Annotated in this window: 14 protein-coding genes and 1 riboswitch; of the genes, 2 read left to right on the top strand and 12 right to left on the bottom strand. The window is 62.4% G+C overall.

Annotated features, from left to right (window positions below; genetic code table 11):
- Window positions 1-145 precede the first annotated feature (145 nt).
- Window positions 146-240, top strand: a riboswitch (NiCo riboswitch).
- Between the two features lie 113 nt (window positions 241-353).
- A complete protein-coding gene (locus Q0063_RS12785; RefSeq protein ID WP_297872368.1) occupies window positions 354-1,283 on the top strand; it encodes a cation diffusion facilitator family transporter in 930 nt (309 codons plus the stop codon).
- A gap of 126 nt (window positions 1,284-1,409) precedes the next feature.
- Window positions 1,410-1,688 (top strand): hypothetical protein, encoded by a 279-nt coding sequence (locus Q0063_RS12780; RefSeq protein ID WP_297872367.1) that lies wholly within the window; start codon window positions 1,410-1,412, stop codon window positions 1,686-1,688.
- A 98-nt stretch (window positions 1,689-1,786) separates the two neighbouring features.
- Here Q0063_RS12780 and ribF read toward each other — a convergent pair whose 3' ends face one another.
- From ribF to proS, 12 genes are all read right to left on the bottom strand, one after another.
- Window positions 1,787-2,695 (bottom strand): riboflavin biosynthesis protein RibF, encoded by a 909-nt coding sequence (gene ribF, locus Q0063_RS12775; protein ID WP_297872366.1) that lies wholly within the window; start codon window positions 2,693-2,695, stop codon window positions 1,787-1,789.
- Complete coding sequence (locus tag Q0063_RS12770) at window positions 2,692-2,970, bottom strand: hypothetical protein (RefSeq protein ID WP_297872365.1); 279 nt, start codon at window positions 2,968-2,970, stop codon at window positions 2,692-2,694. The genes ribF and Q0063_RS12770 overlap by 4 nt, the downstream gene beginning before the upstream one ends.
- 99 nt (window positions 2,971-3,069) lie before the next feature.
- Complete coding sequence (locus Q0063_RS12765) at window positions 3,070-3,717, bottom strand: class I SAM-dependent methyltransferase (protein ID WP_297872364.1); 648 nt, start codon at window positions 3,715-3,717, stop codon at window positions 3,070-3,072.
- Between the two features lie 20 nt (window positions 3,718-3,737).
- Window positions 3,738-4,631, bottom strand: a complete 894-nt coding sequence (truB, locus tag Q0063_RS12760; RefSeq protein ID WP_297872363.1) for a tRNA pseudouridine(55) synthase TruB — start codon at window positions 4,629-4,631, stop codon at window positions 3,738-3,740.
- Window positions 4,632-4,716: 85 nt separating this feature from the next.
- Window positions 4,717-5,685: a bifunctional oligoribonuclease/PAP phosphatase NrnA gene (locus Q0063_RS12755; protein ID WP_297872362.1), complete on the bottom strand. Its 969-nt coding sequence runs from the start codon at window positions 5,683-5,685 to the stop codon at window positions 4,717-4,719.
- Window positions 5,686-5,687: 2 nt separating this feature from the next.
- Complete coding sequence (gene rbfA, locus Q0063_RS12750; protein WP_297872361.1) at window positions 5,688-6,059, bottom strand: 30S ribosome-binding factor RbfA; 372 nt, start codon at window positions 6,057-6,059, stop codon at window positions 5,688-5,690.
- Window positions 6,060-6,525: 466 nt separating this feature from the next.
- Window positions 6,526-8,961, bottom strand: coding sequence for a translation initiation factor IF-2 (infB, locus tag Q0063_RS12745; protein ID WP_297872360.1), 2,436 nt, complete (start codon window positions 8,959-8,961; stop codon window positions 6,526-6,528).
- Between the two features lie 246 nt (window positions 8,962-9,207).
- Window positions 9,208-10,083 (bottom strand): hypothetical protein, encoded by an 876-nt coding sequence (locus Q0063_RS12740; RefSeq protein WP_297872359.1) that lies wholly within the window; start codon window positions 10,081-10,083, stop codon window positions 9,208-9,210.
- Window positions 10,080-10,352, bottom strand: coding sequence for an RNase P modulator RnpM (locus tag Q0063_RS12735; RefSeq protein ID WP_297872358.1), 273 nt, complete (start codon window positions 10,350-10,352; stop codon window positions 10,080-10,082). Before Q0063_RS12735 ends, Q0063_RS12740 begins: the two co-directional genes overlap by 4 nt.
- A gap of 105 nt (window positions 10,353-10,457) precedes the next feature.
- Window positions 10,458-11,651 carry a transcription termination factor NusA gene (gene nusA, locus Q0063_RS12730; RefSeq protein WP_297872357.1) on the bottom strand — a complete coding sequence of 398 codons (1,194 nt, stop codon included), beginning with the start codon at window positions 11,649-11,651 and terminating at the stop codon, window positions 10,458-10,460.
- 185 nt (window positions 11,652-11,836) lie between these two features.
- The gene (rimP, locus tag Q0063_RS12725; protein WP_297872369.1) at window positions 11,837-12,298 is read right to left on the bottom strand and encodes a ribosome maturation factor RimP; all 462 of its coding nucleotides are present in this window, start codon (window positions 12,296-12,298) and stop codon (window positions 11,837-11,839) included.
- 331 nt (window positions 12,299-12,629) lie between these two features.
- Complete coding sequence (gene proS / locus Q0063_RS12720) at window positions 12,630-14,069, bottom strand: proline--tRNA ligase (protein ID WP_297872356.1); 1,440 nt, start codon at window positions 14,067-14,069, stop codon at window positions 12,630-12,632.
- Between the last annotated feature and the right edge of the window lie 158 nt (window positions 14,070-14,227).

Below are 14,227 nucleotides of genomic sequence, written 5' to 3'. Positions count from 1 at the left end.
CTCCTGAATCCCTCGGATATTTGTACTATTCTTGAAAATTGATTTCCCTGCCCCGCCGGCATAGAATCTTGACAAACCGCATACGCTACGCTATAATAAAATAACTCTTTGCACTGCATTACATTCTGTATGGAATGCGAGATCAACAGTACAAACTGAGCAGGCGATGACCTCGGGGTCATGGGGCCGGGCCGCCGAAGGGCGGCAGCAGATTGCGAACAGCGCGTCTGTGGGACAGTTGTATGTTCCACAGATGCGTTTTTTTACACATTTGGGAACAATTCATCTCAAGCCGGTGCCATTAAGAGTAATCATCACTGCCGCCTCCGCGGCAGGACAGGAGGATTATCCTTATGACAGCCAACAAAGAAAATCCAATCAAAAGCGTCCCATCCAAAGCGGAAATCAGGGAAAACGCCATGATCCGGCGCATCTCGACGGTGGGAATCGTGGGGAATGTGGCCCTGTCTGCCTTCAAGCTCTTTGCCGGAATCGCGGGCCATTCCGGGGCCATGGTGTCCGACGCGGTTCACTCCCTTTCCGACGTCTTCGCCACCTTGATTGCCTGCCTCGGCGTCCGCATGTCCAAAAAGGCGGCAGACCCCAGGCACCCCTACGGTCACGAGCGGTTCGAGTGCGTTGCCTCGCTGCTGCTGGGCGCCATTCTGCTGGTTACCGGACTGGGCATCGGCAAGGCGGGCCTGGAAAAGATTCTGGCGGGCAGCTATGAAACGCTGGCCGTTCCCAGCATGATCGCCCTGGCAGCCGCCGTGATTTCCATTGTCTCCAAAGAAGCCATGTACTGGTACACCCGTCACTATGCCAAAATACTGAACTCCCCGGCCTTTATGGCCGACGCGTGGCACCACCGGTCGGACGCCTTTTCCTCCGTGGGCTCCCTGGCCGGCATCGCGGGGGCCATGCTGGGGTTCCCCATTATGGACTGCATCGCCAGCGTCGTCATCTGCCTGTTTATCCTGAAGGTCTCCTATGACATTCTGAAGGACGCCCTTGTGAAAATGCTGGACACCTCCCGGGGCGAGGCCTACGAAAAGGCTCTGGCCGCCTATATCGCCGCCCAGGAGGATGTGGTACAGGTGGATGTGCTTCACTCCCGGATGTTCGGAAACAGGACCTATATCGACATGGAGCTTCAGGTCGACGGCGATCTGCCCCTCCGGGAGGCCCATGCCATTGCGGAGCGCATTCACGACGATGTGGAGGCGCAGTTCTCAGACGTCAAGCACATCACCATCCATCTGAATCCCGCCGGCGCTCCATGAGCTCATCAAAAAACCGGCGGCGCGCTTCTCTTTTATAAACCGGCTTCGGCGGAGGGGGATTTCCCCCTCCGCCGTATAAATTTCCCACCTGTGCGGAAAACTGGAAGCATCATACACAGGAGGTTCATGCAGATGGTGAAAGGCATTTCCAGAAGGGTCGTGGTGGTGGATTCTCCCGACCAGCGTTTTTTTGAGCAGGCAATCTTTATTCTCCGCAGCGACGCCGCCGGGGAGGGCGTCAGCGCCCGGCAGCTGGTGGACGAGGCCAGGCAGGTGGCCCGGAACTACGGCGGCGGAGGCCGGGGCCGGTTCAGCCGCCTTTGGGGGGACCTGAATCCGGCGGTCTATACCCTGATGGGAGCGGGGGCCACGGGCCTGCTCTGGATGATTGCGGCACTGGGATAAGAAAAAGGCAGACGCTGTTTGCGTCTGCTTTTTTTGTGATTTTTTGTGATTTTTTGTGCCGGGTATGATCTTTGAGGCGCTTTTCCGCCGTCGCCGCTTTACGGAAGCGGCTCGAAATACCGCCGGGTGGTCTCGGCGTCGGCGGCAATCCGGGCCCGGAGGGCCTCCAGGGAGTCAAAACGGATCTCGTCCCGGAGATGCTGGTGGAACTCCAGCCGAAGGGTCTGGCCGTAGAGGTCCCCCTCGAAATCCAGGATGCAGGCCTCCACGGTGACATCCGTGCCGCTGTTCACAGTGGGCCGGGTGCCCACGTTGGTGACGGCGGGACGGCTCTCCCCATCGGTGAAGAAGACCCGGGTGACATAGACGCCATAGGCCGGGATCAGCACATGGGGAGGGATGACCAGATTGGCCGTGGGGAACATGAGGGAGGTCCCCAGGCCCCGGCCATGGCGCACCGCGCCGGTGAGTGTGTGGGGATGGCCCAGGAAACGGGCCGCCCGGTCCACCTGCCCCATCTCCACCAGGCGGCGGATGTAGGTGGAGCTGACGGTGACGCCGCCGATGGACACCTGGGGGATGATGTCGCAGCCCAGGCCCAGCGCCCGGCACTTCTCCGCCAGCAGCTCCGGCGTGCCCTGGTTCCTGTGGCCGAAGCGGTGGTCATGGCCCGCCACCAGATGGACGGCGTGCCAGCGGCCCACCAGCAGCTTTTCCACAAAGTCCTCCCAGCCGGTGGTCATCATCTCCCGGTCAAAGGGGGCCATGATGACGTCCCGGATGCCGTACAGCCGCCGCACCAGCTCCCGCCGGTCCTCGGGGGAGTTAATCAGGGGGCAGGGCACCCCGGTAACCACCTCCTTGGGCGGGCGGTCAAAGGTGAAGACGGCGGGGGTGCAGCCCCGTTTCTCCGCTTCCTCCGCCGTCCGGCGAAGGAGGGCGGCGTGACCCAGATGCACCCCGTCGAAAAAGCCCAGGGCAATGACCCGTTTTGTTTGACTGCTCATGGTGTAAAATCCTTCCATTCCCCGTTTTCCAGAATCTCGTACTGTCCCCACTGGGACGCGCCCCGGTCCCGGCCCTTGACCCGGACCGGCAGGGGACAATCATGCTGACACCCCGGCAGAGGGTCCCCCAGCTCTGTCAAGCCCTCCACTTCTCCGGCCCAGTCCTCCAGCGCGTCTTCCAGGGTGGAATAGTGGCAGTCAAAGGAACAGAACAGGGCCTCCGGGCCGGTGTAAAGATAGGCGAATACGCCCTCCCGCCGGGTTTCGTGGAGCATAACCTTATACACCAGTTCCTGCCGGTTCGCCGCAGAGGGGTTTTGAGAAATCCGTACATCCGCATTGGGAATTTTCCTTAAATAAGTTTTTGACCGGGGTCAGCGTCCCTGCTGCTGCGCCGCCGGTGACAAGGGTATGAAATCCAGCCGGACCAGACTCTTTCCGCCGGGCAGGGGACATTCCTCTCTCCGGACCAACCGCCAGCCTCCGGCGGCCAGGGCGGCCTCCAGACCCCGTGGCTCCACGGTATGATGGACGGCCTCCAGGCCGTCGAAGGCGTGGAGGTAGGGGGAATCCGACACCCAGGCCTCCGTAGGGTTCCGCTGGAGCACGCAGGATACATACCGGGGCCGCACCTGCCGGAGCACGTCCAGCAGGCACGGGTATCCGATGTACTCCACAATCAGATTGGCGATCACCAGGTCCGCCTCCGGCAGGCGGTTCCAGTCCTTTGTCAGGTCTGCCCGCAGGCACTCCAGCGTGCCCGACAGCGCCGGATACCTGCGGCCGGTCTCCGCCAGATAGGCGGCGTTCACGTCCACGCCGTACACCCTCCGGAACCGGCCCGGCTCAATCAGGTCCAGCCCGTTGCCGCCGGCCACCCCCAGAATCATCACCGTGCCGGCAGGGGCGGCCTCCAGCTGGTCCCCCATCATCCGCCGCAGGGTCTGAAGCTGCCGGACGGAGTCCAGGGCCATGTGGGCCTCGTAATCCGCCAGAGAAATTTCCTCCCAGGGATGGCCCATATCCGGCCCTCCTCTCCCGATTAAAAAAAGTTCTTGACCGAGGTCAGCGTCCCGTCCCTGGCCTGGGACAGGCACAGGAATTCCCCGGCCTGCCCGTAAATCCGATAGGTACCGTCTGCGGTCCCGGGGAGGGTGATGGAATTGCCGCAGCGGACCCGCTTTTCCTGCCCCGGGGACCGGACCGTCAAAGCCGGATACTGCTGAAAAAGACTGTCCAGAGGCCGCAGAAGAGCCTCGCCCTGTTCCTGGACCTGCTCCAGAGTCACAGCCTCCGCCAGGGTATAGCCCGCCGCCAGCGTCCGCCGGAGGGAGCTCATGCAGCCCCCGCAGCCCAGGGCCTGACCGATGTCGTGGCACAGGGTCCGGACATAGGTCCCCTTGGAGCACCGGACCCGGAGAAAAAAGAGGTTGGGATGCTCCGGCTTCGCCGCCCTGTCGTTCCAGTAAAAGCCGCCCCGGGTGGCCTCCAGACGGTGGATGGTGACGGGGCGGGGCTTCCGCTCCACCTCTTTGCCTTTCCGGGCCAGCTCATAGAGCTTTTTGCCGTTGATCTTGATGGCGGAATACATGGGGGGTATCTGCTCAATGGGGCCCCGGAAGCGGTTCAGAACAGCCTCCAGCTCCTCCTGAGACACATGGACGGGCCGTTCCTCCAGCACCTCGCCGCTGGTGTCCTGGGTGTTTGTGACAACTCCCAGCAATAACCCGGCGATATACTCCTTTTCGGAATCGGCAGCAAACTCCACAGCCCGGGTGGCCCGGCCCACAAACACCGGCAGAACGCCGGTGGCCATGGGGTCCAGAGTGCCGCCGTGACCCACCCGCTTCTCGCGGAGGATGCCCCGGATTTTGGCGCAGACGTCCATGCTGGTCCAGCCCTCCGGCTTGTCTATAATCAAAATGCCGTTTGACATATGTTCTCCTTTAATGAGGAGTTAGGAATGAGGAATCAGGAATTTTTTGCACCGGAGGCAATTCCTAATTCCTCACTCCTCATTCCTAATTGCTCGAAAAATCCGGTACAATCTGGGCAATTCCACTTAAAATCCGTTCCTTGATCTGAGACAGGGTCCCCTCAATGGTGCATCCCGCCGCCGCCGCGTGGCCGCCGCCGCCGAAGAGGGCGCAGACCTTCGTGGCGTTGACCCGGGGGCCGGTGCGCAGAGAGAGCTTCCAGACGTCGGGCCGCAGCTCCCGGAGGGTCACGGCGCAGTCCACCCCCTCAATCTGGGGGCCGAAGGCGGAGAGGTCCTCGGCGTCATAGGCGCTGGCCCCGACCCGCTCCATCAGGGACAGGGGCACGGAGAGGAGGGCCGTCCGGCCTTTGTCGTGAAACTCGCAGCCGTCCATCATGGCGGCCTCCAGCTGGAGGCGCTTCCGGGTCTTGGTGCGGAAGAACACCTTGTTCACCCCCCGGACGTCAATGCCGGTCCCCATCAGCGCGGCGGCTGCGGCGTGGGTAGAGGCGGTGGTGTTGTTATAGGCAAAGCAGCCCGTGTCGGTGGAGATCGCCACATAGAGGGGCAGGGCGGCCTCTGCCGGAATTGCGGTGCAGCCCAGGGACTCCAGAATATCAAAAACAATCTCCCCGCAGGCGGCGGCCTCGGGCCGGACGCATTTCTCTTTGCCAAAGCCCTCGAAGGAGGGGTGATGGTCAATGGCCAGGTCAATCCGCCCGGCGTAAGCCCTGGCGTTCTCCGGCAGCAGGGACAGGGATGCGATGTCCACAGAGACCACCCGCTCCGGCGTGAAGCCGTCGGGGGCGTGATAGGGCAGGGCATAGGGGGCGGTGGACTCCGTCAGCTCCGGATTGGGCAGCAGGTAGGCCGTCTTTCCCAGAAGGGACCGAAGTCCGGCGCAGAGCCCGGCGGCAGAGCCGATGGTATCCCCGTCGGGCCGGACGTGGGTGAGAATCAGCACATTGTCAAAGGACCGCAGCAATTCGGCGGCCTGGTTCACGGTGAGCATGTTCATTCCTCCTCCGTTTTGGGGGCGTTCCTCCGCTCGTCCTCCCGCAGCAGCTCCAGAATATGAGCGCCATGGGAAATGGAGTCGTCGCCCAGGAACTGAAGCTCCGGCGTATAGCGGAGCTGAAGGGCATGGCCCAGCTCCCGGCGGAGAAAACCGGCGGCGGATTTCAGCCCCTTGAGCACGTCCTTCTCCTGGTCCTTGTTCAGGGCGCTGACATAGACCCGGGCATAGCGCAGGTCGTTGGTGGTGTCCACCCGGGTGATGGAGACCATGCCCACCTGGGAGACCCGGGGGTCCTTCAGCTGGCGGAACAGGTCCGACAGCTCCCGCTGAATCTCCTCGTTGATGCGGTTGATTCGATTTGAAGCCATAGTTGTGTCCTTTCCATATAAAGAGAAAAATCTCTAGCTTCTTTTGAGGACGGTAAAACTTTTTGACAGTCTACCGGAAATAACGGCATTTTCTCGTTAAGCTGGTAGACGTGCAAGATTCTTCATTTGGCCTGCACAAACGGCAGTGAAAAGAGGAGGGAAGTCCTTTCGGTGACCGCCAAACTCCCGCTTGCACCGCGCCGCGGGCATTTACTTTCGTATTTGAGGCTGGAGAGCTCTTGCGCGGACGTCTTTCTCTCTCTTGGACCGTCCACGGCCCGTTCTTTCTCTTTCTTCACTAAGAAAGAGAGAGAATGGGGGGTGGAATGAACCAGCTGACATGTCAGCTGCTGACCACCCCGCACGTCAGCGCAGGGAAATTCCAAACTTAGAAAAAATATTCACTCCCGCTTATCGGGATAAACAGAACAGGGGCGGCGGCACCGCCGCCGCCCCTGTCCTGCGCTTAACGGGGAATTTCCTCCATGGTGTAGCCCTCCACGATATCGCCTTCCTTGATATCGTTGAACTTCTCGATGGTCAGGCCGCACTCGTAGCCGCTGGCCACCTCCTTGGCGGCGTCCTTGAACCGCTGGAGGGAACCCAGTACGCCCTCGTGAATCACGATGCCGTCCCGGACCAGGCGGATGGAGCAGTTCCGGACAATTTTGCCGTCCTGGACGTAGCAGCCCGCCACGGTGCCCACGCCGGAAACCTTGTAGGTCTGCCGGACCTCCGCGTGGCCCAGCAGGGCTTCCCGGAATTTGGGGGCCAGCATACCCTTCATGGCGGCGGTGATTTCGTCGATGCAGTCATAGATGACGCGGTACATCCGCATGTCGACGTTCTGCCGCGCCGCGCCGTCCCGGGCCGCCGCGTCGGGCCGGACGTTGAAGCCCACGATGATGGCGTTGGAGGAAGAGGCCAGCATGACGTCGGACTCGTTTACCGCGCCCACGCCGCCGTGGATGACCCGGACGTTGACCTCCTCGTTGCTGAGCTTTTCCAGGGAGGCCTTCACCGCCTCCACGCTGCCCTGAACGTCGGCCTTGACAATCAGGGCCAGCTCCTTCCGCTCACCGGCCTGAATCTGGTCGAAGAGGTTTTCAAGGGAGACCTTCTGCACCGGCGCGGCGGCCCTGGCCCGCTCCTCGGCCTTGCGCTGCTCCACCAGGGTCCGGGCCATGCGCTCGTCGGTGACGGCGAAGAAGGGAGACCCGGCGGTGGGAGCCTCGCTGAGGCCCGCCACCTCCACGGGCACGGAGGGTCCCGCCTCGGAGAGGCGCTCGCCCTTGTAGTTCAGCATGGTGCGGATGCGGCCCACGGCGGTGCCGGCGATGATGATGTCGCCCTGCTTCAGGGTGCCGTTCTGGACCAGCAGCGTGGCCACCGGGCCCCGGCCCTTGTCCAGACGGGCCTCGATGACGGTGCCCTGGCCCGCCCGGTTGGGGTTGGCCTTCAGCTCCGCCATTTCAGCGGTGAGGGTCACCATCTCCAGAAGGGTGTCAATACCGATGTTTTTCTTGGCGGAAATTTTGCAGCAGATGGTCTCGCCGCCCCAGTCCTCGGGGACCAGGCCGTGCTCCGTGAGCTGCTGCATCACCTTGTCCGGGTTGGCGTTTTCCTTGTCGATTTTGTTCACCGCCACCACGATGGGGATATTGGCCGCTTTCGCGTGGCTGATGGATTCGATGGTCTGGGGCATGATGCCGTCGTCCGCCGCCACCATCAGGATGGCGATGTCCGTCACCATGGCGCCCCGGGCCCGCATGGAGGTAAAGGCCTCGTGGCCCGGAGTATCCAGGAAGGTGATGGGCTTGCCCTTGACCTGGACCTGATAGGCGCCGATGTGCTGGGTGATGCCGCCGGCCTCTCCGGAGGCCACGGAGGTATTCCGGATGGTGTCCAGCAGGGAGGTCTTGCCGTGGTCCACGTGGCCCATGACCACCACCACGGGGGCCCGGGAAACCAGGTCCTCCGCCTTGTCCTCGGATACGTCGATGAGTTTTTCCTCAATGGTGACGACGACCTCTTTTTCCACCTTGCAGCCCATTTCCTCGGCCACGAAGGCGGCGGTGTCAAAGTCAATCATCTGGGGCAGGGAGGCCATGATGCCGTTCTTCATCAGGCACTTGACCACCTCCGCGCCGGTTTTCTTCATCCGGCTGGCCAGCTCGCCCACGGAAATCTCGTCGGGAATCTGGACCTTCACCGGGGCCTTCTTGGCAATTTCCAGCTGGAGCCGGCGCATTTTCTCCGCCTCGTCCTGCCGCCGCTTGTTGGAGAAGCCCGGTCCGCCCCGGCGCTGCTGGTTGGTGCGCACCTTCTCCCGGCCGCTGCGCTGCTGGCGCTGCATCCGCTCGCCCTGCTGGCCGCCCAGGGTCTCCAGCCGCTCGTCGTACTTGGCCAGGTTCACGTCGCCGCCCTTCCGGGTGTCCACGATTTTCTTCTGGGGAACCCGGCTGGCAGGTTTTTGTCCGCCTTGTCCGCTCTGTCCGCCCTGCGCGTTTGGACCGCCCTGCTGGGGCGTCTGGCTCCCCTGCTGCCTGGGGGGCTGCTGGGGCTGCCTGACAGGCTGCTGGGGCTGTTTGGCGGGCTGCCCGCCCTGACGCCTGGGCTGCTGGCCGGCCGGCTGGGCAGGCTTCTGCTGGACAGGCTCCTGGACGGGAGCCTCCGGGGCCTTGGGGGCCTCCTGGTAGGTATCCTTGAAAATCACCTGAATGTCGGACACGGGATGGCGCTGGGTCAGACAGTCGAAGATGATGGAGAGCTCCCGGTCCGTCAGCACCTGCATATGGTTCTTCGGCTGGGACGCGTACTTTGTCAAAATCTCCATAATCGTTTTGGTGGGAACGCCGAAATCCTTTGCCACCTCATGGACTCTGTATTTTTCAATAGCCAATCAAAACACCTCGTTCGTTTCCTCTCCGGAAGCCCGTTTGAAAAACGGCGAATCCGTTTCGCCGCCTTTCAGACGGACTCAGGAGTGGTTTTTGTTGCCGTTCCGCCGGCGCGCCCCCGACACGGGGAACGCCGCCCGGAACTCTTGTTTCGCCCCGCCGCGCCTCCGCCGCGGGGCCCTTCTATGAAAACGCAGACAAAGCCGGTGCGCTTTTCTGCGGGCCAAACACAAACCTGCGGAACCACTTCAGCTTCCTCCGCCGCGCGGTTTCGCTCCGCCGGACGGCCCTTTGCCGCCCAGGGGCTTCGCGCCTCCGCTGCCCGGATGGCGGAACCGGCGTTCCGTCCCGCCGGGCCGGCCTTTTTGCGCCTCCCGGCTTTTTTGCGCTCCCTGCCTTTTTTGCGCTCCCTGGCTTTTTTGCGCTCCCTGGCTTCTTTGCGCCTTCCGGCCTCTCTCGCCGCCTCCCGGCGGTCCCGCCTGCCGGCCCGGCTTTTTAGTGTTGTCTGACGATCTCCTTCCGCCGCTCGAAGGTTTTTTTGTGCTGTTTAACGAGCTTCTTCCGCCGCTTGATGGTTTTTTTGCGCCGTCCGCCGAACGCTTCCCGCCGTTCGTGGGTCTCTTTCCGCCGTCCGCCGAACGCTTCCCGCCGTCCGAAAATCTTTTTCCGCCGTCTGCCGGGCGTTTTCCGCCGCCGGGACGGGGTTCCCGCCGCTCCGGAGCCGGAGGCTGACGTCGGGGGGCGGTTTTCCGCTCCTGGGCCCTGCGCAGCTTCAGTTCCATCCGCTGGGCAGTCTCACCGTAGCGCTCCTGGTCCAGGGCCGCCAGCTTCTGCGCCAGGGCGTTGGCCAGGCCCAGATCCGTCAGCGCCAGAATGGCGGCGCTGCTCCGGCCCAAAGCGCCTCCCAGCTCCGTCTTGGAGAAGGGAAGGGTCAGGATGAGGCAATTGCCCTCCTCCGCCAGATGCGCCCCCCGGCGGAGGGTCTTTTCCCCTGCGTCGGAGGCCAGCAGAATCAGCCGGGCCTTTCCGCCCTGGGCCGCCAGGGCCGTGGACTCGTCTCCCGCCGCCAGCCGCCCGCCCCGGAGGGCCAGCCCCAGCAGGGAGAGAATATTCCCGCCGCTCATGTCGCGCCTCCCAGTTCCGCCTCCATGGCGTTGTATACCTCGTCGGGAATGGCAGTCTCAAAGGCCCGTTCCAGAGCCCTGGATTTCCGGGCCTTTTTCAGGCAGGCCGCGTCCGGGCAGACATAGGCCCCCCGGCCGGGCTTCTTGCCGGTAAAATCCAGACTGACCGCCCCCTCGGGGGACCGGACCACCCGCAGCAGGCTTTTCTTGTCCTTCATCTCCCGGCAGCCCACGCACTGACGCTGGGGCGTTTTCTTCACCTTGGGCACCTTTCAGACCACCTTTCTCCATCCCTTGGGTATTGTACATCAGGAATTTTCAGCATGCCGGAGCCGAAAACGGGCCGGAAGCCCTCTCCCGCTCCTCATTCCCGATTACTCCTCGCTCCCGCCGGGGGCCGTCTCCGTTCCGGCGGCTTCCTCCGGGATTTCCCCGCTGGCCTCCTCCGGAGCGTCCTCTTCCTCCTCCGGCTCCTCATAGTGCTCCGGCTTGATGTCGATTTTATAGCCGGTAAGCCGGGCGGCCAGACGGGCGTTCTGGCCCTCCTTGCCGATGGCAAGGGACAGCTGATCGTCGGGCACCACACAGCGGCAGGCCTTGCCGCCCTCCTCCATCCGGACCTCCACCACGTCGGCGGGCGCCAGGGCGGCGGCGATGAAGGCGGCGGGGTCCTCGCTGTATTTGATGATGTCGATTTTCTCCCCCCGGAGCTCTTCCACGATGCCGGCCACCCGCTGGCCCCTGGGGCCCACGCAGGCGCCGATGGGGTCCACGTTCTCGTCGTTGGACCAGACCGCCATTTTCGTCCGGCTGCCGGCCTCCCGGGCAATGGCCTTTACCTCTACGGTGCCGTCGAAAATCTCGGGGACCTCCAGCTCGAACAGCCGCTTCACAAGACCCGGGTGGGTCCGGGAAATCAGCACCTGCGCCCCCCGGTTGGAAAGGCGCACGTCCACCACGTAGACCTTGATGTGCATGCCCTCCTCCAGGGTCTCGTCGGGAACCTGCTCACCGGGAAGCAGCAGCGCTTCGGTGGACTCCGTGCCGGTGCCAATCCGCAGGGACACCGCTCCGTTCCGGGGATCAATGCGGGTGACGACTCCGGTGAGAATCTCATGCTGCTTGGAGTTGAACTCGTCGTACACCATGCCCCGCTCGGCCTCCCGCAGGCCCTGAATGATAACCTGCTTGCCGTTGCCCGCCGCGATGCGGCCGAACTCCATTCTGTCCACGGGAATGCGCACGGTGTCCCCTATCTGATAGCGGCCGGAAAGGGTCCTGGCCTCCTCAAGGGGCATCTCGTTGGCGGGGTCCACATAGTCCTCCTCGTCCACAATGACCTTTTGGACGAACATCCGCAGATCCTTCCGCTCCTCGTCCACCTCCACGATGATGTTTTCCTCCTCCACGTCCTTGTGGTCCCGCTGATAGGCCGTGGTGATGGCGTGGACGATCTTCTGCATCATAAAGGACTTGGAAATGCCCCGTTCCTGTTCCAGCATCTCCAGCGCGGCGAAGATCTCCGCAGGATTCATCCCGGCGGGCTCCTTCTGCTTTTTACCTCTCATTTCTGCCGATTCTCCTTATTACAGATATTACATGATCTATTTGAACCGTTTATACATCATAGTCTCTCAGTCTCTTCCCCCGGGGCCCCAGATGCCGGAAAGCGCCGGAAAACACAGCCAGGGATATGGGGGCCGCCGGTTCCGCCGGGCGGCCTGTTCCGGTCCGCGCCTCCGGTCAAAGCCCCTCAGAACTCCACCCGCAGGCGGACCAGAGCCGTGTCCTTCTTCTCAAAGGTCCGGGAGACGCCCCCGGCCTCCACAGTGACGGCGCCGCTTTCCCCGTCATAGCCCGTCAGCACGCCGGGAATCTCCTTCTGCCCGTCCAGGCTGCGGTAGAGCTTTACCAGAACGGGGCTGCCCATGAACTGCGCAAAGTCCCCGGGCCGCTTCAGCGCCCGTTCCGCTCCGGCGGAGCCCACCTCCAGGGTATAGCTGCCCTCGATGGGGTCCGCCTCGTCCAGCAGGTCCGAGAGAGTCCGGGACACGGCCTCACAGTCCAGGATGTCCACGCCGCCCTCCTTGTCCAGCAGGACCCGGAGATACCAGACGCCGCCCTCCTTCACATATTCCACATCCCAGAGGGTGCAGCCGGCCTGGGCAATGGCGGGGGCCGCCAGCTCGGCGGTGAGTTCGGTGATTTTCTTCATGCTCATATTTTCTCCAATAGAAACCTTATAGAATTTTGAAAAATCCCGGAAAGGAAGCAGGAGGGGGCTTTCGTTTTTAATCCCTTCGCTGTTCGACAATCCGACGCGTCAAAAAACGACGCTCTTTTTGCCGGCCCCGTTCTATGGGAATGGAACCAACAAAAAGAGCGGACCCGCGGCCCACTCCCTCACCTTACACTACCAGCATACTCTAATATAAGCAATATATCACAGCGAACGGAAAAACGCAAGGGGTTTCCGCGAAAAAACCCTCTGTTTTCAGGGATTTCGGGACCGGGGGAGCCTTCGCACCCCCAGTCCCGGCCTGAAATCAATAGGCGACGCCCCAATAGATGTCCGTGGCGCACTTCTTTCCGCACACAGGGCATACGCCCTCCTGGCCGCTCTGTTGGAGGGGCATGCAGCGGGAGGAGACCCCGGCCTGCTCCTTCATGGCCAGCTCGCATTCCAGAGAGCCGCACCACTTGGACCGCAGGAAGCCGCCCTTCCCTCCGGCAATGGCCCTGGCCTCCTCGGGGGTCCGGATGTCAAAGGTGTTGTCCTCCCGGTTCTTCAGCGCCTGGGCATACATATTGTCGTGAACCGCGTCCAGCAGCTCCTTCACCGTCTCCTCCAGACGGGCCAGAGGCACGAAGACCTTTTCGCCGGTGTCCCGCCGGGCAATGACGCACTGCTCTTTTTCCATATCCTTGGGGCCGATCTCCACCCGCAGGGGCACGCCCTTCATCTCGTACTCGGCAAACTTCCAGCCGGGGGTATTGTCGGAGTCGTCCATCCTGGCCCGGATGCCGGCGGTTTTCAGCCGGTCCCGGAGGGCCGCGGCGGCGTCCAGAACGCCGGGCTTGTGCTGGGCGATGGGCAGGACGACGGCCTGAATGGGGGCGACGCGGGGAGGCAGAACCAGGCCGTTGTCGTCGCCGTGGGTCATGATGATGCCGCCGATCATCCGGGTGGACACGCCCCAGCTGGTCTGATGGGGGTGGTGGAGCTGGTTGTCCTTTCCGGTATAGGTAATCTCAAAGGCCCGGGCGAAACCGTCTCCGAAATAGTGGCTGGTGCCGGCCTGGAGGGCCTTGCGGTCGTGCATCATGCACTCCACTGTATAGGTCTCCTCGGCGCCCTTGAATTTCTCCTTGTCCGTCTTCCGGCCCCGGATGACGGGCATGGCCAGGAAGTTCTCCATGAAATCGGCATAGATGTTCAGCATCCGCATGGTCTCCTCCCGGGCCTCTTCCTCGGTGGCGTGCATGGTGTGGCCCTCCTGCCACAAAAATTCCCGGTGGCGGAGGAAGGGGCGGCTGGTCTTCTCCCAGCGGAGCACGCTGCACCACTGGTTATAGAGCTTGGGCAGATCCCGCCAGGAGTGAATAATGTTGGCGTAGTGCTCGCAGAAGAGGGTTTCGCTGGTGGGGCGGACACAGAGCCGGTCCTCCAGCTTCTCGTTGCCGCCCATGGTAATCCAGGCGCATTCCGGGGCGAAGCCCTCCACGTGGTCCTTTTCCTTCTGGAGCAGGGATTCGGGAATCAGAACGGGGAGGTACACGTTTTCGTGTCCCGCCTCCTTGAAGCGGCGGTCCAGCTCCGCCTGAATGTTTTCCCAGATGGCATAGCCATAGGGCCGGTAGATAAACATGCCCTTGACGGAGGTATAGTCAATGAGCTCCGCCTTTTTGCAGACGTCGGTATACCACTGGGCAAAGTCCGCGTCCCGTGCGGTGATGGCGTCTACCTGTCTTTTATCCTGTGCCATAAAGCCTCAATCCTTTTCGTATGTTGTTCGCGCCCCGGCGCGGAAATCGTGTCCTGATATTGTATCCCATTTCCGGCGGAGTTGTCAACTGTTGGGCCGCAGGGACAGGGAAATCAATTTTCAAGAATAGTACAAATATCCGAGGGATTCAGGAGACA

The sequence above is a fragment of the uncultured Oscillibacter sp. genome, from assembly GCF_947654275.1.
Taxonomy (GTDB): Bacteria; Bacillota; Clostridia; order Oscillospirales; family Oscillospiraceae; genus Oscillibacter.
The sequence above is the reverse complement of the archived record's forward strand: the minus strand, read 5'-3'. Positions and strand labels throughout refer to the sequence as shown.

Coding starts and splice junctions, on each gene's coding strand:
- Q0063_RS12785 (WP_297872368.1), top strand. CDS start 354: ATGACAGCCAACAAAGAAAATCCAATCAAAAGCGTCCCATCCAAAGCG.
- Q0063_RS12780 (WP_297872367.1), top strand. CDS start 1,410: ATGCAGATGGTGAAAGGCATTTCCAGAAGGGTCGTGGTGGTGGATTCT.
- ribF (WP_297872366.1), bottom strand. CDS start 2,695: ATGAGCAGTCAAACAAAACGGGTCATTGCCCTGGGCTTTTTCGACGGG.
- Q0063_RS12770 (WP_297872365.1), bottom strand. CDS start 2,970: ATGCTCCACGAAACCCGGCGGGAGGGCGTATTCGCCTATCTTTACACC.
- Q0063_RS12765 (WP_297872364.1), bottom strand. CDS start 3,717: ATGGGCCATCCCTGGGAGGAAATTTCTCTGGCGGATTACGAGGCCCAC.
- truB (WP_297872363.1), bottom strand. CDS start 4,631: ATGTCAAACGGCATTTTGATTATAGACAAGCCGGAGGGCTGGACCAGC.
- Q0063_RS12755 (WP_297872362.1), bottom strand. CDS start 5,685: ATGCTCACCGTGAACCAGGCCGCCGAATTGCTGCGGTCCTTTGACAAT.
- rbfA (WP_297872361.1), bottom strand. CDS start 6,059: ATGGCTTCAAATCGAATCAACCGCATCAACGAGGAGATTCAGCGGGAG.
- Q0063_RS12740 (WP_297872359.1), bottom strand. CDS start 10,083: ATGAGCGGCGGGAATATTCTCTCCCTGCTGGGGCTGGCCCTCCGGGGC.
- nusA (WP_297872357.1), bottom strand. CDS start 11,651: ATGAGAGGTAAAAAGCAGAAGGAGCCCGCCGGGATGAATCCTGCGGAG.
- rimP (WP_297872369.1), bottom strand. CDS start 12,298: ATGAAGAAAATCACCGAACTCACCGCCGAGCTGGCGGCCCCCGCCATT.
- proS (WP_297872356.1), bottom strand. CDS start 14,069: ATGGCACAGGATAAAAGACAGGTAGACGCCATCACCGCACGGGACGCG.